Here is a 20,925-nt window from a genome sequence, read left to right as displayed (position 1 = left end):
CGTCGCGGGAAGGTGCGACCGGAACGGACACGTGCGGGGCCGTGCTCGGACCGGTCACAGGGGCTTGAAGGTGCGCCGGCCCGTCGCGCAGGCCAGGACCTCGCCGGTCTCGACGGTGTAGTACCAGGCGTGCAGCCGCAGCCGCCCTGAGGCGATGCGCCGGGCGATGAACGGGTAGCTGCGCAGGTGCTCCAGCTGGGTCAGCACATGCTGCTGGGTGACCGCGGTGGGATCCTCGCCCAGCCCCCGGGTCTGCCAGGGCTCGTCACCGCCGCTGCGATAGCCGGCCCAGGCCAGCCAGCGCCGCACCAGCGGCATGGTCTGCACGTTCTGTTCCCGCATCAATCCCTGGACGGCGCCGCAGTGCGAGTGGCCGCACACGATGATGTCCGGAACCTGCAGGGCCTGGACGGCGAATTCGAGAGAGCCGGCGACGCCGCAGGCGGCCTGGGCGCGGTAGCGGGGAACGATGTTGCCGGCGGTGCGCAGCTCGAAGAGGTCACCGGGCCGGGCGCCGGTGAACAGGGAGGGGATGACGCGGGAGTCGGAGCAGGAGATGAACAGCGCCTGGGGCTTTTGCCCGTGGGCGAGCCGTGCGAACTCCTCCTGCTGGTCGGCGGTTTTGGCGGGGAACGTACGGGCGTGCTCGATGAGCGTTTGCATGATCGGCCTCGTGCTCTTCGTGGGCCTACGGAGGTAAGGGTGCGAAGAGGGCGTGCGGGCGCGGCCAGGCAGGGCACAGCGGAGTCACGGGGAGCGGTGTTGGGCCGCTCGCCTCATGAGGAATCCGGCGTGCCGGCCGTGTGAGGGCCGCAGCGCACGCTGGGGATCAGCAGCGGAACGTCTGCAGAGTGCTCAGGGTGGGTGCGATTGCGGCGCCGGGGTTCCAGGCGTCTCTTGCCGTACGCGGCTGCGCCGTACCGGAGGGGGCGGGAGAGATGACCATCTCGCCGGTCGTGGCGGTGTCGACTACGAGCGGCTCCGCCTCAGGCCCCACCGCCCGCGGGGGCCGGGCGATGACATCGGCCATCTCGTCGTGGTGCTGGGACGCCGCGCCCGCGCGGGAGACGGATGACGGGCCCTGGAGCTTCCTCGCCTCCGGCTCCACGGCAGGCGCGAGGGAGGATGCCAGGGTCGGGGAGGTGGCCGAGTGGTGCGGGGTGGCGAAGTGCATCAGCAGGGCAGCGGCCAGCATGACCACCACCGCTGACACTCGCCGCATCACCACTGAACCCCCGAAGGTTTGCTTTCGCCGACATCGAAACGTTACCGGCCGACAAGGCTCGCACATGCCGAACTCCTGGGTGAAGAAGGTGATCTGGCCAACACTGGGCCCCTCATTGCAAGAGCAATGAGCCGGTTCACTCGGGCTCGCCCGATGTAGGGCGCCGATGAGGTCGGGGCCCACCGGCATCGCTAGCCGAAGATCGTGACCAGGCGGCGCAACGCGAGGGTGAAGCGCCTGCGGGAGTTCGGTCGTGCCGTTGTCGGGGCGGTCGTCGCCCAGGCGCTGGGTGTGGCTGGAAGAACCTGAGCGGCAACCGGCGGGTGGGTGCGCTCTGGCGTGGTGGGCTGCGTGCACGGGGTGTGGGTGCGGGCGAGTTCGGCGCGTACAAGGGCGCCGACAGCGGCGTGGACATCGATGGGCATGGCAAGGCTCCTGCGTGCTGTCCGAAAGGAGTGGGCGCGGCAGGCCGCAGCCGCGTCCCGGCCGGCGAAGCGGACCGGAGCGGCGCGGCCCGGGCCTCTCAGCAGCGCAGGACGACGGAGCCGGTGGCCGCACCGGGCGCGCAGGAGCGTGTTCTGTCAGGAGATGTTGCCGGCGCCATCGCACTCGGCCCGGCGGTCGCGGGCCCCGCAGGCATGGCCAGGAGGGTGACAGGGGCTGTCAGTTGGCGCGGCCCGTAGGCGGACGCGTCGCAGGACTGCGAGGCATCACCGTCGTGGTGATGGCCGCCACTATCCGGCGCGGTGAGCACGGCGGCCGGTACCCGCTGGCAGTCCTGCGCTGTCGAGGTCGTGACAATCCGCCGCTGCAGGCAGCCATCAAGGTCGAGGGCGGACAGGTGCCGCGGCCCGGGACTGAAGGTGGCGTGCAGAAACGCCAGCAGGACCAGCAGCACGACAGCGCCCAGCCCGCGGCGTGCCGCGGGCCGGTGGTCACTGAGGGTCTGCCGCATCGGATCTCCCGGGTGCTCTCCGTGCCAGACAACCCCGGCACGGTGGTTCACCGCACCCCGAAGGCGGCGTTCGGGCGCTGGATTCACCCGATCCGGTGATCAGGCGCATCCAGTCGCGGACGCAGCGCAGTCGGCCGCCCGGTAGCCGCGGCAGCGGGCCGTCCAGGATGTTCGCAGCGCCCCTCAAGGCGTTCGCCCGACGTGCGGGAGACACCCTCACCTGAACTTTATGCACATGATCGACTACCGTCTGTGTTCATGGCGGCTAGGTCAGTTCTTCGTGCTTCCCGCCCCGGGCCACGGGCCGGGGCGGCGCTCGTGGTGCTGCTCGCCGCACTGGTGCACCTGCTCGGGTGCGCTCACGGACCGACGTTCACGGGGACCGCCCGGGCGGACACCCCTTTGACCGCTGTATCGTCATGCAGGACGGCATCTGCGCCGACGGATACTCCGGCGACGCGACCGGCAAGCCCGTCGGGGGGCGACCAAGCGCACTGCTGGGGCGGTGACGGGCCGACAGTGCAGCCACCGAGGGGCATCACCTCGCCCGTCCCTGCCGTGGACGACGCGCTGCCGCCCACCATGGACAACGGCAGGTTCCGTCCCGTGACGTGCGGGCCTCCTCCGGAGCTGGCACGCAAAGCGGCCACCGCTGGTCAGGCACGAGCCCGCCTGGGCGTGTGGAGGACGTGACCGGTCGCTGAAGCCGCACCATCAGCGGCGGGCGCCCGTGCCCGCCGATCTGACGTGCGGCAGCCGACCACCTCAAGCCTCCTTCAACCACAGTGGCCGATACCGCGCATGTCCGTCGGCCGCGGGAGAAGCACGCCATGAATCACCACACCCGCACCGCCGTCCCCCACTCCCCCGCCCAACTGCTCGCCGATGCCAAACACCCACTGCACACCCCTGCCGGGCTCGTCGGCGACACCCCCGTGCTGTGGATCGGCGAACCGTTCACCGCCGCCGGACGCGGCTTCTGGGCCAAACTCGAAGGCCACAACCCCGGCGGCATCAAGGACCGCACCGCCCTGCACATGGTCCGCGCCGCCCGTGAGCGTGGACAGCTGCTGCCCGGCGCCCGCATCATCGAGTCGACCTCCGGCACCCTCGGCCTCGGCCTGACCCTGGCCGGAGCCGCCTACGGCCACCCGGTCACCGTCGTCTCCGACCCCGGCATGGAACCGCTGATGACCGGCCTGCTCACCGCCTACGGCGCAGAAGTCGACCTCGTCACCACCCCGCACCCCGAAGGCGGCTGGCAGCAGGCCCGCCGCCACCGCGTCGAGGAACTCCTCACCGTCCACCCCGACGCCTGGTGCCCGGACCAGTACAACAACCCCGACAACGTCGCGGCCTACGCCCCGCTGGCCCTCGAACTCGTCGCCCAGCTCGGCCGCATCGACACCCTGGTGGTCTCCGTCGGCACCGGCGGCCACTCCGCGGGCATCGCCTCCGTCCTGCGCGGCTACTTCCCCCGCCTGCGCGTGGTCGGCGTGGACACCACCGGCTCCACGATCTTCGGCCAGCCCGCAGCCCCCCGCTTGATGCGCGGCCTGGGCAGCAGCATCTACCCCCGCAACGTCGCCTACGACCTCTTCGACGAGGTGCACTGGGTCGCCGCCCCCGAAGCCGTCTGGGCCGCCCGCCGTCTGGCCCGCCACCACTACGCCACCGGCGGCTGGAGCGTCGGCGCCGTCGCCCTCGTCGCCCGCTGGCTGGCCCGCACCCTGCCCGCCGAGGACCGCATCGTCACCGTCTTCCCCGACGGCCCGCAACGCTACGTCGGCACCGTCTTCGACGACACCTACTGCCGCGAAAACGGCCTGCTGGGCCACCTCCCGCCCGACGACCCCGACGAGATCGATCACCCCGGCATGGAGGTCGTGACCCGCTGGACCCGCTGCACCCACGTCACCGACCCCCTCACGACCGCGGGCGAACCCGCGCTCGCCGGAGCGACGCGATGAAGAACCTCTGGCGCCAGACCCGCTCCTTCCCACCCGCAGCACGGCATCTGATGGCCAACCAGTTCGCCATCAACCTCGCCTTCTACATGCTCATGCCCTACCTCGCCGCCCACCTAGCCGGCCAACTCGGCCTCGCCGCCTGGGCCGTCGGCCTCGTCCTCGGGGTACGGAACTTCTCCCAGCAGGGCATGTTCCTCATCGGCGGCACCCTCGCCGACCGCTACGGCTACAAGGCCCCGATCATGGCCGGCTGCCTGCTGCGCACGGCTGGCTTCGCCCTGCTCGGCTGGGTCGACAACCTGCCCGCCCTCATCGCCGCCTCCGCCGCCACCGGCTTCGCCGGCGCCCTGTTCAACCCCGCCGTACGCGCCTACCTCGCCGCCGAGGCGGGCGAGCGCCGCGTGGACGCCTTCGCCACCTTCAACGTCTACTACCAGGCCGGCATGCTCCTCGGCCCGCTCGTCGGACTCGCCCTGCTGGCCGCCGACTTCCGCCTCGTCTGCACAGTCGCCGCCGCCATCTTCGCCGCGCTGACCCTGCTGCAATGGCGAGCCCTGCCAAAACGCCGCGGCACCACCACGGACACCGCGGCCGCGCGGGAGGGGGTGCTCACACAGTGGCGCATCGTGGTCGCGAACCGGCCCTTTCTGCTCTTCGCCACCGCCATGATCGGCTCCTACGTGCTCACCTTCCAGGTCTACCTCGCCCTGCCCCTGGCCGCCTCCGACGCCCTCGGAGCGCAGGGCACGGCGCTCACCAGCGGCCTCTTCGTCATCTCGGCCGCCGTCGCCGTCGCAGGTCAACTGCGACTGACCAACTGGGCCAAGCGCCGTTGGAGTGCCCACGAGGCGCTGGTGCGCGGAATCGCCGCCATGGGGCTGGCCTTCCTGCCACTGGCCCTCACCCCGCACCACGCCACCGCCACGGTGGTCGCCGCTCTCGTGGCCGCGGTCGCCCTGCTCGCGGCAGGCAGCGCGGTGGTCTACCCGTTCGAGATGGACACCGTCGTCACGCTCTGCGGCAACCGGCTGGTCGCCACCCACTACGGCCTCTACAACACCGTCTCCGGCCTCGGCATCACCCTCGGCAACCTCGCCACGGGCGCCCTGTGGGACTTCGCCGTACGCCAGGACGCGCTGTGGTTGGCCTGGGGAGCGCTGACCGCCACCGGGCTCGCCTGCGCGGCATCGATCGCCGCGCTCGCACGCAGCGGACGACTGACGGTCCGAGAGACGGAGCTCGCTCCTGCCTGACCCCGGAGGGAGGCGCGGGCGGCACTGCCGGCCCGGGCACCGGCACCGGATCGTGCTGACCTCGGCCGCGCGTGGCCCTGGAGCGGCCCGCCCTGGAGGCGGTCATCGTCCACGAGCGGGCCTACATCCGGCAGCGGCCCCACCTGGTGCTGGCCTATGCGCAGGCACTGCAACGGGCGTTCCCCAGCGTTGCGCTCTTCACGTCGGCGGCGAACGAGACCGGCGCCTCATGGAGATGGCCGCCGACGCCGAGGCCACGCCCCGCACCGGCGCTCTGACGCTGGCCGGGGCGCTGGTGGAGATGGCCGCCGTCGGAAGCCCGACGGCGTCGCTCGCCGCTTCCAGCGGCCAGTTCGCCGTCGGGTGCGGCGCCTACTGAGCCCGCAGTGGCCGCTGGGCCGCGCGTCAGCCTGGGCGGTGAGCCTGGTGGCGGGTGCCGTGCTCGTGCTGCCCCTGGTCGTCGGGGCTCAGCCGGCCGTGGCGGCAGCCGGGATGAACGTCTGTGCCCTCACCGACGCCCCGAAGCCCACGGCCTCCGCCGCTGCCTAAACGCCCTCGCACCCGGCACCGACGGCAGGGCGCCGCCATCACGCGGCCATGACTGCCATGAGCCCTTCCTGTGTACCTAAACAACTCAGGTGCACAGAAAGGCTGCCCTTCGTCGCTCGGCATCTCGACCCCGCCGGGCCGGCCTCTCATGACACGCGTACGCAAGACCATTCTGATCGCGGTGGCGCTCCCCGCGACCGCGGCCCTGACGTTGTCCGCCTGCGGTGACGGGGCTACGGGAGGCAACAGCGGAAGCAAGCCCTTTGAGGTGTCGGGGGCGGCGCCCGGGCGGGCAAGACCTGGACCGTGCTCGACACGCCCTTCACCAAGCCGGACGTGGTGCTCATCGACACCCAGGGCTAGCGGTTCGACCTGGAGACTCAGGGCAAGTCGACGCTCATCTGCTTCGGCTACACCAGAAGCTAGGCGGGGACCGAAGCCAGAGAAGGCGGTCAGCTACATGATCCGTATGGAGCACCTGGTCGGGAACTTTTCGGCAGGGCCCGGACATTCGACGGCGTGGCCAAGACGTCGCGTAGGCGCTCGATCTCCGTCCACTGGGCGGCGATCTGTGACAGCGCCCGCTGTCTGAAGTCGGTGAGCGCGTCGATCTGCGCGTCGCGTGCGGCCAGGCGTTCCTTGAGCCCGGCGACCTGCTCTTTGAGGCGTTCGATCTGTGCGGCCCGCGGGTCCGGGACAACTCCCTGCTCCCGGAGCTCGGCCAGCCGGCGTTCGAACTCCTCCGCAAGGTGCTGGTAGGGCCCAGGCCGTGGCGAGCCGTCGCGGTTCTTCTTGGGGTAGAAGCCCGTGCGGGCGACCCCGGCCTGGGCCGCAAGCGTCTTGATGTCGTATTTGCTGCCCGCGGGAACGTCACCGGCAAGCAGCCGTTCCATGACCTGCCGAATGGCCATCTCGTTGTTCCGCCGGGTCTCGTCACTGATGCGGGCCACGTCATGCCCCCGTTCCGCAGAGGGCGTCGATCTCAGCCAGCACCCGTTCATCGCGGGCGAGTTCCGTACTCAGCCGGGCCTTCTCCGTCCGCTGTGCGCGTCCGATGGTGGCGATGAAGACCTTCTTGCTGTCGGCACTGGCCGCCCATACCGGGCGGTGCCCGGCATGGTGGGTGGCCTGGGGGCACCGCGCTGAATCGCACATACCGATCAAGGGCTCTGTCGCCCCGTGGGCGCGGGCTCCGGCGAGCTTGAGGCACAGCGCCTTGGACGGATCGAGGAACCAGCAGTAGTTCGCCGGCCCCAGGTGCAGGGACTTGGCCCGCTTGGCGAGCAGGTTCGTCACCTCCTGGTCGCTGCGTTTGATGTTCGGCGCCCCAGAGAAGTCCAGCTGCTCGTCGACGAACGCGAAGAAGTCCAGAAGGTCGCTGGCGCCGGGCCCCGCCAGCCGGATACCGTTCTGGTAGTCGTGGAATGCGTCGAGGGCGACACGCATCTTGTGCTCCCGCTCCTCTTGGCCGAACTCGGCCATCAGCACCGACTGTGCCCCACCGGGGCGGTCCGCATAACCCTCGGTGGTGACCACGGAAATATGCTTGAGATGAATCTTGGCGGCCAGCAGACCACCGGGCCGGTGCGCCATTTCCACCGCGAGGGTTCTCCGGAGCATCCGCAGACTGACTGGCACCTCGGGGATCGGCGCCAGCCCAAGGCGGCGACCTTCCGGGCCATTGACCCAGGTCAGGAACCATTCATACGGGGTGAAGAAGGAGAGCGACTTGAACAGGTGACCGGTGTTCTTCGCCGGGTCGGCGAGCGAGGCGGCTACGCCGGCGGTGTCGTACGCCTGCTTGATGGTCACCCACTGGTCGTGTTCACCACCCAGCTTCCGGCCCTTGATGATCTTGCCCTTCAAGCGGTAGCGGAGGCGGCCCTCGCCGAGCTGTTCGGGAGGCTGCCGGCAGTCGTGGGTCAGCTCAGCCAGTTCGCTCTTTCGCATTCCGGTCAGCGCGGCGAGCACGATGAGGCAGGCCGTGCGGGCCCGGGAGAGCTGCAGCCGGGCCTCGGTGGTGTTCACCGGCAGGGTCCAGGGGACACTGCCCCGTCCGTCCGCGCGTTCGACCAGGGCGGCCGTCCGGCCCCAGCGTTTGGACAGGCCGACTTCCCTGACGGCCTTCTCCAGCTGGCCGCGCAGGGTGGGTAGCCACGTGTAGTGGAAGGCGTGCCGTCCGGTCTCGTGGGCGAGGGAGATCAGGTTCACCCGTAGCAGCGGATCGTCCGGAGACCAGCCGTCCGCCAACCGCTCGGCTACGACGTGATCGAGGGCGACATCGAACGGATCGGCCTCCTGCATGTGCCGGTCGATGGCCTGCGAGACCTCGACCTTCCAGGTCGGACGCCCGCTGTTGCGGCCCGGCCGGTTCGGCACCATCTCCTGCAGCTGTTCCTGGAGTTCCATGGCGTGCGGTGCCAGCACCTCCACCACGTACAGGGCCGCTGCGACCAGCGGTTGGAAGACGTCGTTGCTCAGCGGCGGTGTCGTGTTGCCCGTCCGAGGGACCATCCCGGCGACGGAGTATGCCGTGCGTCGGCCCCACGGGCGGAAGCCCGACACGTAGCCGCCGGTGGAGAACAATTCGGTGTAGTAGCCGAGCTCCTGGATGACCGCCACTACGTCCATGCGGTAGCCGGGGCTGCTGTCGCGGATCACGACGCCGTGCTTGTCCCGTACCTTCTTGCGAAGTTCCAGGTAGGCGGCACAGTGCTGCTGGGTGACCTCCCTGAGATCGTCCACGCCCTGTTCGGTGAGCCAGTTCAGCCAGCCGGTCAGCATGGTCAGCCGCCCGTGCACCGTGGCTATCTGCACGGGCGTTCGGTAGGCGTGAGGAAGCTCCCGCACAGCGTGGTGGTCCGGTGCGAGCCTGGCGAAGATGAACTCCTTCGCGAGTTCCCTCCACTGGGGATTGAGGATCTCGGTGAAGGACAAGATCCGCGCGTGCCGCGCAAGGTAGCGCGGCATTCCGATGACACCGGTGAAGTCCCAGATTGCGTCGTCGAAGTGAGGATGCGGGCCCGCGCCGTGGACCGGCAGACCCGCCGCAGCGCAGACGTCTTCACCTCGAAAGACGGAACGCGAAAAGGTGGCCGCGAGGCCCGTGGGCCGGTGCAGGGTGGTCATACGGTGTGCTCCTCAGGTCGCAGGGGAAGCTCGGCATCGGAGTCGGTGACCTCGGCAGCGGCTGCCCGTAGCGCGTGCTCGGAGAAGTACCGGTCGGGGGTCAGGATCTCGTCGAGACGGTGGGTGTACGGGCCGAAGACGGGGATGAACTCGGCGGTGGTCATCTGCTGCCACTGGCGGGAGAAGAACGCCCGTAGTCGCAGCAGGTTCGGCAGATGGCGGGGGGCGAACAAGGCCAGCGGGCACAGCAGGCACACCCACGGGCGTGCCGGGCAGGGCTTGCCCTTCGGCCCGTGGAGTCCCGATAGTTGATCTCCACATGCGGCGGTGAATACGTCGCGTTCCCCGGACAGGAGCTGCGCCAAGGCGTTGTCGTCCAGGCCGAGTCGCTTCATGTGCTTGGGATAGTTCTCCACCAGGTCGGCCAATTCGGCGGTGGCCAGCACCAAGGGCGGCAGCGCCCGGCGCACGAGGTCCTCCTGGGCCTGGGCGATGATGTCTTCCGCCGCCTCGCGCTGAGCCGGCGTCGTGTTCGTCAGGTAGTGGTCCCCCTCAACGCCGGGGGACCGGTTCGGATCGAGTGTGGTCCGGCGGCTGCCCCGCCAGTGTGACCGGTCTTTCAGCGCGTCGTGGGTAGTGCGGATGCGGTGGCGGTGAAGGGCCAGGGGGAGGCCGTCGTCACCGCTCATCTGCGTGGGGCGCCCGTCCTTGTCGACTGCTTGGCGCCGCTTGACCCAGCCGCATATGGACAGGCGCGTGGGTGGCTTGGCCAGCCAACGCTCTCCGGCCCATGTGCCGCTCGGCGTGAAACGCACCCAGAGTTCCTGGCGCAACTCCTCGGGCGTGAAGCGGCGGGCCACCGCGGAGTGGTCGAGCCACTGCTCCAGCAGGCGAGTGGCCTGACGTGACAGAGCAAGGCTCTCCGCCGCCGTGCGGCCCTTGACGTAACTGAGGAGGATCTTCTCGTCACCCGCCCACTCGATGTCGTCGAGCCCCAGGTCCGCGATCCCGTCCGGCACGACCCCGGTGTAGGCGCCGAACAGCAGCTGATAGGCGATGATCACGTCCAGGGTCGGGATCAGCGGATCCAGCACCGCGCGCAGACCGACCCCGTATCTCTGCCGGAAGGGGAACGAGCCGCGCCCTGCCATCTCGCTGACCAGCGGGTCGGGCCCGTTGTTCAGCACCAGCCAGTGATGGGCAGCGCGCTCACGGAGCGAAGCCCCTGGCCCGTCGGCTGACGAAGCCTGCTCACGGGCCGCGCAGAACTCGCGGAAGGCGCCATCGACCTCGTCCCGGCAGGTACGGATGAGCCGGGCCCATTCGGCCTCGCTGTACGGCTGGTGCGAGCCGTAGCGCTCGCCGGTGTTGAACAGCCGGCCATCGACGAACGCGCGCACATCCGGCACCAGAATCTGCTCCTGGTCATCCGCGCAGCGCAACATCGCCCGCAGTGCGCTCTCCTGCGAGGATCGCACCCCTTGCCGCCAGTACCGGGCGAGGAGTGCGCGCGTCAGGTCGGATGCCCCGCCGGAGAACCCGAACTCGACCAGCCAGTCGGTGAAGCCGCGGACGGCCGTGAGGTAGAGGTCGAAGCCTCCCGCGCTGTCGACCTGCCCATGCGGATGGACAAGATCTGTGGCGCCCTCCAGCAGAGTGCGCGCCAGCCCCGGGAGCTCCACTGGCCGCCGCACGCGTAGACGGCGGCGGTACTCCGACCCGTCGCTGAAGATGCAGTGCACACCCAGCGGGTCAAGGGTGACGGTGGCCGGCATCAGACCACCGCCGGTTCGTCGTCGAACTCAGTCTCGAGCTCCAGCTCGACGTCCTCGTCCAACAGCCCGTACTCCTTGCCGACCCGCCGATACAGGGAGGTGAACAGGCGGAGTACGTCCAGCCGGTGGAGGTACGATTCCGTGGTCAGTGAAGTGGTATGTCCGAGCAGATCGCGCAGAATCAGCAGCGGTTCCTGGGTCCGCAGGTAGTGCGCCAGGGCGGCATCGTCATCGGTGTCGCGGACCTGTCGAGCAGCCTGCTCGTACCAGCCGCGCATCAGCCGCGCCATGGTCGCCATGGCCATGGTGTGACGCAGCCGGTGCGGGTTGACGTGCGGGAAGCGTGGCTCATATCGCTCGCGGATGCGGTCGGAGGTCCGGGCGAAGACCGTGGACCATCCGGTGAACGGGCGTCCCTGGCCCCACACCGACAGCAGCATCGAACCACCCTCCGGACCGACCAGACGCCGCCGCTCGTCAGGACCGAGCGAACTCCACTGCACACGGACCCCGTTGACGCGTCCGCCCCGCTGATCCGCGTCCGTTACGAACAGCGGCTCTCCCCAGCGGGCCGGCGGACGCCACGACGATCCGTACGTCGCAGCTGCTCGGTCGAGAGTGATGTAGGAGTGCAGCTCAGCCAGCGAGTTGTAGTCGATCCACGACTCGCGGTACTTGCTTCCCTTGGTGACACCGGAAGGGACCGGGAACGACACCGGCACCGTAGTCCGCCGCGAGGGGAGCACGGGCACCTCGCAGACCAGCAGGTACGTGTACTCCTGGCTGCGTAGCCCGCTCGAGACGATCATTCGGCCGACCGCTGAGTTCCGGGCCAATTCTCGCCCCCGGTACCGCAGATCCCGCTCCCCATCAGGATCCAATCCCGCCAACGCCTTGAGGAAGATGTCCGTGAAGTCGTCGTCGAGATATTTGATCGTCACGTGAGGCTTCGCCTGGCGCCGCCGTGACTGGTTGACCCGCCCGCGACGGACTTGCCCCTTGAAAGCCCAGACCGCCTGCCGGTACGTGAACGGCTCGGAGTCTGCGTACTCCTCGTCCTTCGCCCACTTGTAGAACCCCGCCAGGATGCCCATGCTCTGGTTCCACGTGGACGCCTCGAAGCGGTGCTTGATGGGGCCCTGGGCTCGATAGACGGAGTACGCGCTCAACGCTGCCTTCAGGCGACGCCGCGAGTCGAACAGGGCGACCCCGTGCCTGGATATGAACTCCAGCCACTCACGCACCGTACGCACGTAGTAGGGCCACGAATTTGGCGATGGGCATCCATTCGCCGGCAGCTCGCAGGCCCAGCAGTTGATCACGGTGGTGGGACGGATGCCGTTGCTGTCTTCGAAGAGAAGGTCGTCGTCGAACAGCAACGGCATCCCCTCCGGGATCGCCGGCCTGAACGCAAGTCCCCAGGATTCCCAGCCTGCTGATGAGTACATCGATTGGTGCATGGCCGATGAGTATCAATGCAACCCGACTGTGTGCAACAAGCAAACGAGCAGGTCAGACGGGGCATCAGACGGTAAGCAACACCGTCGTTAAGCGGGAACAAGCAGGTACAGCGCCCACACGGTGTTGAGCACGCCCAGGGCGAAGCTCATGGTCGAGTTGGTGAGGGTGAGAGTGCGCAGGGTCGTGTCCGCGAACACGTACCGCACGCCTTCCGCGATCTCCGTACGCAGTCGCGCACTTCCGGTCCGCGGAGACGGCGGCGGTTCGGTGACGCGGATCCGCGTCGTGGACCAGGCGCTGACGGCGTAGGAGACGGCGTCCGCGACGAGAGCGCGGGGCGCCCCCAGGACGGAGACCAGCACCGCGCCGAGGCTGCTGCCGGCCGTGGCGGAAAGGGAAAACCGTCCGCCGATCCGGCTGTTGCCCTGCTGGAGCAGCGATCGGTCCAGCAGGGTGGGGAGGTAGGCAATGGCGGCGGCATCGTGGACGACCCCGGCGGTTGCCTGGACGAAGGCGACCGCTACCAGCTGCTGGAACGTGAGCCAGTCGAATGCGGCGGTGAGCGGCAGAGTGAGCAGGACGAGCACGCACACCAGGTCACCGCCGATCATGAGCGGGCGTTTGGGATGCCGGTCGGCCAGCGCCCCAGCGTGCAACGCGAAGAGCAGGCTGGGCAGTTGCGACAGGAATACCAGCGCGGACACCTGAGCGGTGGAGGCGTTCAGCTCGACCACGGCCAGATAGGGCACGGCCACGGCGCTGACCGACGATCCGGCCACGCTGGTCGCCTCGCCTGCCACGTAAAGCAGGTACGGCCGGTGCCGCCACAGAGATTGGGGTTCGGCCTGCGGCGGAGCGGAGACGACGGTCGGGCGCGGGGCGGGATCAGGAGAGGCCGTCATGCTCCACCGCCGCTCACTGGCACGGTGATGTTGCCGTACAGCCGCCCCGCGATGAAGTTCGCCAAGACCTCTCGGGTGTAGGGGTGGCAGTCCGTGGGCGGGTTGCCGGGATCGATCCACAAGATGGCCTTGTGCCGGTCCGGTTCGGCGTTGCGCGGCTCTCCATGCCACCGCTGCGCGGCGAACACCACACCGATCACCCGCGCCCCGTCGGGACCGAGGTAGTGGACCGTCTGGCAGATCTCCAGGTCCTGGGTGGCGACACGGATGCCGGTCTCCTCGTACAGCTCGCGCACTGCGGCTTCGTCGAGGAACTCGCCGATCTCGAGCTTGCCGCCGATCACGGTGACCTGGTCCGGACAGGTCGAGGACGTGTCGTTGTGCCGCACCGCCAGGATCCGCCCGTCGTCACGCTGGAGCAGGACCATGGCGTTCGCGGGACTCAAGTGCTGCTGCTCGCTCACGCGGCCTGCACCTCCAGCCGGGCCAGCGTGGCCTGCCCACGGGCGACGATCTCATCGTCGCCGTTGGGGACGCCCCACGAGATGGCGCTCACCGCATCCAGCACGCACAGGCAGCGCAGCGCCCACTGCTCCCTGGCTGTGAGCGGTCGGCCGTAGCCCTCGAAGAACGCGTGCTGAAGGTCGGGGCGGCCGACCCAGGATCCGCAGGCGAGGGGGACGACGTCGGCGACCGCGGCGTGCGGACGGGCGCGTTCCAGATCGATCGCCCCGAACACCTGGACCATGGGGCCGGCGTCGAGCAGCCAGTTGCGTTCCTTTCTCTAGGCTGTCCAGAGTTGTCGTCCGTTTTGCTCATGGATCTTCTGGGGGAGAAGTGTTGGATCGTTGGAGTGTTGCGTTCTACGACTTCCTGAAGCCGCCGCCGGGCCTGGGCGGGGGTGTGCTGGAGGGGTTCGGCGACCTCCATGAGCGGGCGGCGCGAAACGGAGCTCAGCATGGCACGCCGGTGCTGGTGACGGTCTCGGGCTTTACTGATCCGGGCGTGAATCTGTTCTTTCGTGTCTCGCCGATGGTGGGGCGCGGGATCAGAACCTGGCGGCGGTACGCGTACACCTTGGTCGTGTGGCTGAACTTCCTGCAGGTGTTCGGCAGAAGCTGGCGTGAGGCTACGGCTCGGGATGTGGAGGCGTTCAAGGACTGGCGGCTCACGGACGTGCGCAACGATGAGCGGATCATGGCGGGGAGTTTCGACGCCGACCGGGCCGCTCTGAACACCTTCTACACGTGGGTTTCCGGCAAGTACGGGCTGCTCAACCCGGTGACGGGGATCTCGCCGGCGTCGGGGACCAGCGGCCGGTCCGGGCAGGAACTCGGTCCCGGGGGCCGTCGGCGGGAGGGCATCCGGCCGACGGGCTCGCGCCGTCGTCAGGTGAAGTGGATGCTTCGGGTGCCCTTCGAGCAGTGGCGTGACGTCGGTTTGTGTGGCTACGGCTTCGACGGCGCGCGGCGGGCCGGCTGGCGCGGGCCGAACGAGGATCGCGACGCGGCGTTCGTCGACGGCCTGTACGGCACCGGGCTGCGCCTTCAGGAGTGGGGCAGCGTCCTTGACGTGGAGCTGCCGCGCTCTTCAACTGCGCGTCTTTCGCGGGCCTGGCTGGCTGCGGCGTGCCTGAAGGGGGCGAAGGAGGGCCGGTGGTACCGGATTCCGCGAGCGGTGTTGCGTGAAGTCGAGGGTTACGCCGATCCGTTGGAGGGTTCGCGGACGGAGGCGATACGCAGGGCCCAACGGCGGGGTACCTATGAGCGGCTCGCGTACCTGCGGGTGGTCAGCGGCTACAACGCCCGAAGCCGGGTGCTGTATCTGGAGGGCGGGGGCTCGCTGTCGGTTGACGTACTGGGCCCCGATGAGAGGCGTCTGCTGTTCCGTCGGACCGCATCCGGACTCGAGCCGCTGGCCGTGTGGCTTTCGCCGAACGGACTGCCGAAGAAGGTGGAGGGTTGGGAGGACACGTTCACCGCCGCCAACGAGCGGGTGCAGCGGGTCTGGACGGAGGCGGGCGGGGAGGGGCTGGTGCCGCTGTGGTGCCGTCCGCATATGTGCCGGCACTCCTTCGCGCTCAAGTGGTACTCGTTGCTGTCGGCGGTGTGGCAGCCGCACCTCGACGGGTTCACCGAGCAGGAACTGCTGGATATACGGGAGATGTTCGGCGGTGTGTGGTACGCACTGTCGCTTTTGATGGGGCATGCGGACCCGTCCACCACGCGGGACACGTATCTGGGGCCGTTCACCGCGCTTCAGGTCGATTACCTGATGGAGTTGCTGGACGGCGACGAGGCCAAGGGCATAGAGGCGTTGATCCGTACGGTGGCCGAGCGGGGCGGGCGGACGCTGACGGGTGTCGCCCGTCCTGGTGCCCAGCCGACGGCCGAGGGACACGCATGAGTGCCGGGAGACGGGGCGGACGCCAGGCGGCCATGCCACCGACTGGGTGGCAGCCACCGGAGCGGATGCTTGAGGCATCGGGCGGTACGGCAGTGCGCTTCATCGAGCAGTCGGGTGCGCGTTCGCGGGTGTTCGACTTCGCCGACATCCACGACCCCAAGGGCCGGCGAGTAGTGATCGCCGGGGGCCTGCAACGCTGGCTGGCGTCGGCCTTTGCCGCTCGGACCTCGAACCGTTCGGGGATGACGCGGCTCAGGGCTGCCGAGGGCATCTATGCGGTGCTGTCCTGGCTGGCCCGGTTCTTCGCGGCCCAGAAACCTCCCGTTCAGGGACCGGGCGACGTCACCGCAGACCATGTACGGGCACTGTGGACGCATATGGAGGGGCGCAACAACGCCACTCAACGGGATCACCTCTACCGGCTGCGTCTGCTGTGGCGCGACGACGACCAGTTGCCGGACGAAGTACGGGCGGCACTGTACGAGCAGCCGCTGCCAGAGGTGACGGACATCGCGGATGTGCCCGCGTACGACGACGCGGGCATGCAGCGGATCATGACCGCGTTGCGGCACGACATCCGGGTGGCGCGGGACCGGGTACGTGCCGGGCAGGGTCTCCTGGCGCGCTTTCGCGCCGGACGGGTGCTGCCCGAGGATTCAGATCATCGACTCGCGAGCCTGCTGGACGTCTTCGACCGCACGGGGGACCTTCCGCGCACGGCCGGTGGCTGGCCGGTGCCGGCGGTGCGGAGAGCAGGCGGGGTTCGCGGGATCGCCCCGTGGCTGTGCTTGAACTCCCAGGAGCTGACCGCGTTCTGCTTGCTGCTGACTGCGCTGACGGCGGAGAACTTCGGCACGGTCGCCGCGTGGCCCGCAGCGCACTACCGGCCGGACGCCGGGATCGAAGGCATCCCAGGAGTTGCCCTGATCGAAGCGTCCAAACCCCGGCGGGGCCCGGAGCGCGAGCACATGGTGACCCCCGTGGAAGACGTGCCGGAAAACCTGGCCGCGCTCCTGGTCGACGATGATCCAGAGCCTCGGCTCTTCCGTTCCCCGCTGCGGGTCTACCAGCTGCTCCTGGAGCTGACGCAAGTCGCGCGCCGCCACGGTGGTCATGACCTGGCTCTGGCCGGGTTCCGCGCGACGGGCGCCCCCAGAGACGGACGCTGGACGCGCGGGGCCGACGCCAAGAACATCGCCCGATGGTCCGCTCAGCACGGCTTTCCCACCAAGGAGCCCACGGCGGAGGGGATCGAGCCGGTGGAGGCCAGACGGCTTCGGCAGACCGGAATCGAACGCAAGCGCCGCCCGGTCGCACACACCCGGTCCACCATGAACGACCACTACCTGGCACGCAGTAAGACAGTGGTCACCCAGTCCCGCACCGTTGTCGCCGACGCACTGCGCGCTCAGGTGGCCACGGCCCGAAAGCGGCGCAGCGTCCCCGTCCTGACAGCCTCGCTGGTCGCCCGTGCCGCGACCGATCTGGACGGAGCAGCCCGCGAGGCAGACCTGGACCCGCAGGTTCTGCAACGCCTGGTCACCGGCCAGCAGGACACCGTGCTGACGGGATGTGTCGACCACCTCAACAGCCCGACCACGGAGCCGGGAGAACCCTGTGCGGAATCGTTCCTGGCCTGCCTGGGGTGCGAGAACGCCCGAGCACTCCCGCACCAGCTGCCCTTGCAGATCGCTGCCCTGGACCAGTTGAACATCCTGCGGGCCCACGTCGATCCTGCAACGTGGAAGGCGCGACACGCGGTGCACCAGGAACGCCTGGAGGACCTGGTAGGCCACTACCGCGAGTCGGAGCAGAACAAGGCACGCCGCGACCTCACCGAGCCGCAGACACAGATGATCAACGACCTGATGAGCGGACGGATGGACCTGCGATGACCACGCCATTGAGCGACGAGGCGGTCGCGCCTTCACTGCTGCACCACCTTGCGGACGTCGTCGTCCTTCGCGCACGCCCGCTGTGGCACGGCATCGATCCGGCGTCGCTGTCACGGTTCGCGGACTGGGCCTGGTCCCTGGCCGAGGCACAGCCGGACCAGCACACCCAGCCCATAATGCTGTACTGGTCGACATTCCCCTCCGCCCTGGTGGACGACTTCAAGGTGTTCACCCTCGCGGTGCTCGACTGCCCCTATCCACCGCTCCTGAGCAGGATCACAGGACTGGAGCGGGCCAGCGTCGCCACAGTGCTCCTGTGGTTCAAGCGTCTGCGCGTCTTCGCGACCTGGCTGCGGCATCGCGGCATTGCCCGGCTTCAGGATGTGACCGATCACGATCTCGACCGGTACCTCGACCACGTGCGGGCGATCCAGGCCAGTACCAACACGCGCCGTCAGCTCCTGAGCGTCGTGCGCGCCGTCTGGGCCTACGCGCCGCAGCTGCCGTCAGAACACCGCATGTCCGTCACGGTGCCGTGGCAGGGCCGCTCCCCCGGGGAACTGGCCGAGGACATCAAGACCGGCCGGGGCAACAAGACCCCGAGGATCGAAGCCGCCACCATGACCGCGCTGCTGGACTGGGCTCTGCGCATCGTCGAGGACATCGGGCCGGACGTCCGCGACGCATGGCGGGAATTCCGGCAGCTCTACACGGGCGGCCATCTCAGCCACCGCCGGTACGACGGGCTGCCGCAGGCCGAGCGGATGAAGCTCTTCCTCCAGGCCGTGCGTGAAGAGGGCAAGGAACTGCCCGGCGATCCGGAGCGCCCCGGCGCCATCGACTTCAAGTATCTGGCCTGCCTTATCGGGCTGCCCGCGCTGTCCGACTCCGTGTCCGCAGCCTCCCGGTCGCTGGCCGAGGCCACCGGGCTGCCGGTGGCCGAGGACTTCTTCATCGGCCGCATCACGGGACGGATCGACGGTCGTCCCTGGCGGGAGCGGCCGCTCACGGTGTCCGAACTCCCCGCCCTCGTCTGGGTCGTGACTGCGGCATGCTTCGCCATAGTGTCGTACTTGTCTGGTATGCGCCCTGGTGAGGTGGCCAATCTGCGTCGCGGCTGCCGGGCGGACGACGTCGAGTCCGGGGAACTGCTGCTGCTCGGGCACCGGGGCAAGGGGTACGACCGCAACGCGGCGGAGACGCAGCGGCCGGCAGCCCGTCCCTGGGCCGTCGTCAGCCCGGTGCACCAGGCCGTCGTCCTGTTGGAGTCGCTGCACGAGACGGACCTGCTGTTCCCTACCCGTCTGCCGGGCAGCGGCGGGCGCAAGAGCCGTGCGGGCGCGCGGACCTGGGACACCAAGAAGATCAACACGGAGCTGAAGCGGTTGCAGGACTGGGTGAACTCCACCTTCACGTCCGTCAGCGGCACCGCTGCGATACCGCCCGACCCGGTCAAGCATCTGCACGCCTCCCGGTTCCGCCGCACCCTCGCGTACTTCATCGTGCGCCGCCCCCGCGGCCTCATCGCCGCCGCCCTGCAGTACGGCCATCTCAAGACGAAGGTCACTCTGAATTACGCCGCCCACGGCGACGATTCCTGGCTGGATGACGTCGCAGTGGAGCGACTGGAGATGGTCCTCGAGCAGTCCGAGGACGACTGGACCCGTCTGGATGAGGACAACGAGCACGTCAGCGGGCCGGCCGCAGCCGAGTACCGACGCCGATCTGCAGGCGCCGCGGCCTTCCTCGGCCGCACCGTACGCGCGCAGGCCAGCGTCAAGCGGCTCCTTGAGCAAAGCGACACCGACATCCACCACGGCGAAGGCATGACCTGCGTCCATCGTGCCGAAACCGCTGCGTGCCGCAAGGAGAAGCTGCTGCTGGGGCTGCCCGCCGACGACGGGCCCGACGAATCGCTGTGCCGCAGCACCTGCGCCAACCTCGCCTACACCGACCGGGACATCGCGGAACGCCGCGTGCGTTTGCCCGTCCTGGAGCGGGAAGCCCGCGATCCGATGACTCCACGTCCGCGCCGGGACCGAGCCGCCGCTCAGGCGGAGCAGATCCGCGCGGTGATCGAATGGCACGAGGCATCGCGGCCCGACGCTCTCGACGGGGAAGGCGGCCGGGTCGCATGACGCGAAGGAACAGAGACCGGGATGCGGAGAGCGAGGAGATACGAGCCGCCGCGGAACGGCTCCTGGCTGGCACACCGCTGCGCTCGACGACCGGCAAGCTCACCGGAACCGAGCTGATCACCGAGTGCGGGCTGCGGCGCGACATCGTCTACGGAGATCACAAGGATCTCGTGGATGAGTTCCGGGCGCGGGCCAAGGCCCAGAACTTCACCCCGCAGGTCGTCCAGAACATGGCCGAGGAGAACGCCGTGCTGCGGGAAGCCTTGGCGAAGACCAAGGCGGATCTCGCCTCGGAGCGAGAACGAGTTCGCGCCCTGGTGCGGGCCGCTGCCGAGCTGTCGCTGGAGCTGGAGCAGGCACGCGAGGAACTCGCTGCGGCTCAGCAGGTCACACGGCTGCCCGGCCCGCGAGGAACTGGCAGTTCATAGCCAGCGCATGGTGACGTCCAGCCGCGCCTGATGTGAGGCCGGTGGCATCGGGTGGGAGCGTGCGGGCGATGCTGCCCGGAGCGTGCCCTGCCGTCGGGCGCGGCATCGCCCTACGCTGCGTCCGGGAAGCGGGTTCCTGAGCCACCGTGTCAACGGACCCTGGCGGCGTCAGCAGCAGCCGTGGGACGTGCTGCTGTCCAGGATCTGTTCGACGACGGGCCGTCCGATCTCGAAGGCGTCGGCGACGGGCAGGACCCGGGCGTCGGGATGTCCGCTCAGCCAGTCCTTCGCGGCGTCGGCGCTGGCGAAGAAGTGGACCTGGTTGCAGAAGGAGGCGCGGACGGAGGTCGGCGCGTCGGGGGTGACCAGGGAGACGACGGCGGTGGCTGGTTCGACGTTGGTGACGCCGTCGGGGGTGACGGTGAGGCGGACTGGTTCGCCGGTGGCCCGGCAGGGGGAGGTGACCTGGGCGGTGTGGTCGAGGACTGCGGGGAAGGCGAGGGTGTCCAGGGCGCACCAGGTGTAGAAGGTGTGACCACGGGTCTCGTAGCGGTGCGGGGTGGGGTTGAAGGTGAGGCCGAAGCCGATGATGCGGCCCTCGGCGTCGTACTCGGTGTCGGGCATGGCGGCCAGTGCCTCGCGGATCTCGGCCTCGGGGCGGCCGGCCTGGGCGGCGAGAGCGGTGATGGTGACCGGCTCGCCGGTGGCCAGCAGCGTCTGCAGCGGGCGTACGAGCCACATGTGCAGGCCGGGTGAGCTGGTGAGGGAGGCGACGAAGCGGGTGGCGAACTGCTGGGTGTCGGTGTCCATGGCGGGTTCCCTCCAGGGTTGTGGATGGG

At 69.2% G+C, this 20,925-nt stretch carries 19 protein-coding genes; 8 read left to right on the top strand and 11 right to left on the bottom strand.

Annotated elements, in window-relative coordinates:
* Positions 1 to 54 precede the first annotated feature (54 nt).
* The 3 genes from OG440_RS39705 to OG440_RS39695 form a co-directional block, all read right to left on the bottom strand.
* Positions 55 to 663, bottom strand: coding sequence for a carbonic anhydrase (locus OG440_RS39705; protein WP_331753263.1), 609 nt, complete (start codon positions 661 to 663; stop codon positions 55 to 57).
* A gap of 166 nt (positions 664 to 829) precedes the next feature.
* Entirely contained in the window at positions 830 to 1,222 is a 393-nt protein-coding gene (locus OG440_RS39700) for a hypothetical protein (protein ID WP_406011629.1), read from the bottom strand.
* Between the two features lie 194 nt (positions 1,223 to 1,416).
* The gene (locus OG440_RS39695) at positions 1,417 to 1,650 is read right to left on the bottom strand and encodes a hypothetical protein (RefSeq protein WP_331753259.1); all 234 of its coding nucleotides are present in this window, start codon (positions 1,648 to 1,650) and stop codon (positions 1,417 to 1,419) included.
* 299 nt (positions 1,651 to 1,949) lie between these two features.
* On the opposite strand from OG440_RS39695, the gene OG440_RS39690 reads away from it, so the two are divergent.
* The 4 genes from OG440_RS39690 to OG440_RS39675 all read left to right on the top strand — a co-directional run bounded on the left by OG440_RS39690 (position 1,950) and on the right by OG440_RS39675 (position 5,782).
* Positions 1,950 to 2,279 (top strand): hypothetical protein, encoded by a 330-nt coding sequence (locus tag OG440_RS39690; protein WP_406011628.1) that lies wholly within the window; start codon positions 1,950 to 1,952, stop codon positions 2,277 to 2,279.
* A gap of 731 nt (positions 2,280 to 3,010) precedes the next feature.
* On the top strand, positions 3,011 to 4,150 hold the full coding sequence (locus OG440_RS39685; protein WP_331753255.1) for a PLP-dependent cysteine synthase family protein: 1,140 nt from the start codon (positions 3,011 to 3,013) through the stop codon (positions 4,148 to 4,150).
* Positions 4,147 to 5,403: an MFS transporter gene (locus tag OG440_RS39680; RefSeq protein ID WP_331753253.1), complete on the top strand. Its 1,257-nt coding sequence runs from the start codon at positions 4,147 to 4,149 to the stop codon at positions 5,401 to 5,403. The genes OG440_RS39685 and OG440_RS39680 overlap by 4 nt, the downstream gene beginning before the upstream one ends.
* Positions 5,404 to 5,632: 229 nt before the next feature.
* Entirely contained in the window at positions 5,633 to 5,782 is a 150-nt protein-coding gene (locus OG440_RS39675; protein ID WP_331753251.1) for a hypothetical protein, read from the top strand.
* A gap of 622 nt (positions 5,783 to 6,404) precedes the next feature.
* Here OG440_RS39675 and OG440_RS39670 read toward each other — a convergent pair.
* The 7 genes from OG440_RS39670 to OG440_RS39640 form a co-directional block, all read right to left on the bottom strand.
* On the bottom strand, positions 6,405 to 6,902 hold the full coding sequence (locus OG440_RS39670; RefSeq protein WP_331753249.1) for a hypothetical protein: 498 nt from the start codon (positions 6,900 to 6,902) through the stop codon (positions 6,405 to 6,407).
* 1 nt (position 6,903) lies between these two features.
* On the bottom strand, positions 6,904 to 9,081 hold the full coding sequence (locus OG440_RS39665) for a site-specific integrase (RefSeq protein ID WP_331753247.1): 2,178 nt from the start codon (positions 9,079 to 9,081) through the stop codon (positions 6,904 to 6,906).
* Complete coding sequence (locus tag OG440_RS39660) at positions 9,078 to 10,856, bottom strand: hypothetical protein (protein WP_331753245.1); 1,779 nt, start codon at positions 10,854 to 10,856, stop codon at positions 9,078 to 9,080. The genes OG440_RS39665 and OG440_RS39660 overlap by 4 nt, the downstream gene beginning before the upstream one ends.
* Positions 10,856 to 12,241, bottom strand: a complete 1,386-nt coding sequence (locus tag OG440_RS39655) for a site-specific integrase (protein ID WP_331753243.1) — start codon at positions 12,239 to 12,241, stop codon at positions 10,856 to 10,858. The genes OG440_RS39660 and OG440_RS39655 overlap by 1 nt, the downstream gene beginning before the upstream one ends.
* Positions 12,242 to 12,403: 162 nt before the next feature.
* Entirely contained in the window at positions 12,404 to 13,117 is a 714-nt protein-coding gene (locus OG440_RS39650) for an MFS transporter (RefSeq protein WP_406011627.1), read from the bottom strand.
* A gap of 98 nt (positions 13,118 to 13,215) precedes the next feature.
* Positions 13,216 to 13,683 (bottom strand): NUDIX domain-containing protein, encoded by a 468-nt coding sequence (locus OG440_RS39645; RefSeq protein ID WP_331753240.1) that lies wholly within the window; start codon positions 13,681 to 13,683, stop codon positions 13,216 to 13,218.
* Entirely contained in the window at positions 13,680 to 13,967 is a 288-nt protein-coding gene (locus OG440_RS39640; RefSeq protein WP_331753238.1) for a hypothetical protein, read from the bottom strand. The genes OG440_RS39645 and OG440_RS39640 overlap by 4 nt, the downstream gene beginning before the upstream one ends.
* 89 nt (positions 13,968 to 14,056) lie before the next feature.
* Between OG440_RS39640 and OG440_RS39635 the strand changes: the two genes are divergently transcribed.
* The 4 genes from OG440_RS39635 (at position 14,057) to OG440_RS39620 (ending at position 20,086) form a co-directional block, all read left to right on the top strand.
* Entirely contained in the window at positions 14,057 to 15,625 is a 1,569-nt protein-coding gene (locus OG440_RS39635; RefSeq protein WP_331753235.1) for an integrase, read from the top strand.
* Between the two features lie 92 nt (positions 15,626 to 15,717).
* Positions 15,718 to 17,520 (top strand): hypothetical protein, encoded by a 1,803-nt coding sequence (locus OG440_RS39630; RefSeq protein WP_406011626.1) that lies wholly within the window; start codon positions 15,718 to 15,720, stop codon positions 17,518 to 17,520.
* Positions 17,517 to 19,658, top strand: coding sequence for a site-specific integrase (locus OG440_RS39625; RefSeq protein WP_331753231.1), 2,142 nt, complete (start codon positions 17,517 to 17,519; stop codon positions 19,656 to 19,658). The genes OG440_RS39630 and OG440_RS39625 overlap by 4 nt, the downstream gene beginning before the upstream one ends.
* Positions 19,655 to 20,086, top strand: coding sequence for a hypothetical protein (locus OG440_RS39620; RefSeq protein ID WP_331753229.1), 432 nt, complete (start codon positions 19,655 to 19,657; stop codon positions 20,084 to 20,086). The genes OG440_RS39625 and OG440_RS39620 overlap by 4 nt, the downstream gene beginning before the upstream one ends.
* A gap of 168 nt (positions 20,087 to 20,254) precedes the next feature.
* Here OG440_RS39620 and merB read toward each other — a convergent pair whose 3' ends face one another.
* Positions 20,255 to 20,896 carry an organomercurial lyase MerB gene (merB, locus tag OG440_RS39615; RefSeq protein ID WP_331753227.1) on the bottom strand — a complete coding sequence of 214 codons (642 nt, stop codon included), beginning with the start codon at positions 20,894 to 20,896 and terminating at the stop codon, positions 20,255 to 20,257.
* Between the last annotated feature and the right edge of the window lie 29 nt (positions 20,897 to 20,925).

Source organism: Streptomyces sp. NBC_00637 (assembly GCF_045161545.1).
Lineage (GTDB): Bacteria > Actinomycetota > Actinomycetes > Streptomycetales > Streptomycetaceae > Streptomyces.
Note: the sequence above shows the minus strand (reverse complement) of the source record. Positions and strands in the feature narration are given on the sequence as shown.

Coding starts and splice junctions, on each gene's coding strand:
- OG440_RS39705 (WP_331753263.1), bottom strand. CDS start 663: ATGCAAACGCTCATCGAGCACGCCCGTACGTTCCCCGCCAAAACCGCC.
- OG440_RS39700 (WP_406011629.1), bottom strand. CDS start 1,222: ATGCGGCGAGTGTCAGCGGTGGTGGTCATGCTGGCCGCTGCCCTGCTG.
- OG440_RS39695 (WP_331753259.1), bottom strand. CDS start 1,650: ATGCCCATCGATGTCCACGCCGCTGTCGGCGCCCTTGTACGCGCCGAA.
- OG440_RS39690 (WP_406011628.1), top strand. CDS start 1,950: ATGGCCGCCACTATCCGGCGCGGTGAGCACGGCGGCCGGTACCCGCTG.
- OG440_RS39685 (WP_331753255.1), top strand. CDS start 3,011: ATGAATCACCACACCCGCACCGCCGTCCCCCACTCCCCCGCCCAACTG.
- OG440_RS39680 (WP_331753253.1), top strand. CDS start 4,147: ATGAAGAACCTCTGGCGCCAGACCCGCTCCTTCCCACCCGCAGCACGG.
- OG440_RS39675 (WP_331753251.1), top strand. CDS start 5,633: ATGGAGATGGCCGCCGACGCCGAGGCCACGCCCCGCACCGGCGCTCTG.
- OG440_RS39665 (WP_331753247.1), bottom strand. CDS start 9,081: ATGACCACCCTGCACCGGCCCACGGGCCTCGCGGCCACCTTTTCGCGT.
- OG440_RS39660 (WP_331753245.1), bottom strand. CDS start 10,856: ATGCCGGCCACCGTCACCCTTGACCCGCTGGGTGTGCACTGCATCTTC.
- OG440_RS39655 (WP_331753243.1), bottom strand. CDS start 12,241: ATGCCGTTGCTGTTCGACGACGACCTTCTCTTCGAAGACAGCAACGGC.
- OG440_RS39640 (WP_331753238.1), bottom strand. CDS start 13,967: ATGGTCCAGGTGTTCGGGGCGATCGATCTGGAACGCGCCCGTCCGCAC.
- OG440_RS39625 (WP_331753231.1), top strand. CDS start 17,517: ATGACCACGCCATTGAGCGACGAGGCGGTCGCGCCTTCACTGCTGCAC.
- OG440_RS39620 (WP_331753229.1), top strand. CDS start 19,655: ATGACGCGAAGGAACAGAGACCGGGATGCGGAGAGCGAGGAGATACGA.
- merB (WP_331753227.1), bottom strand. CDS start 20,896: ATGGACACCGACACCCAGCAGTTCGCCACCCGCTTCGTCGCCTCCCTC.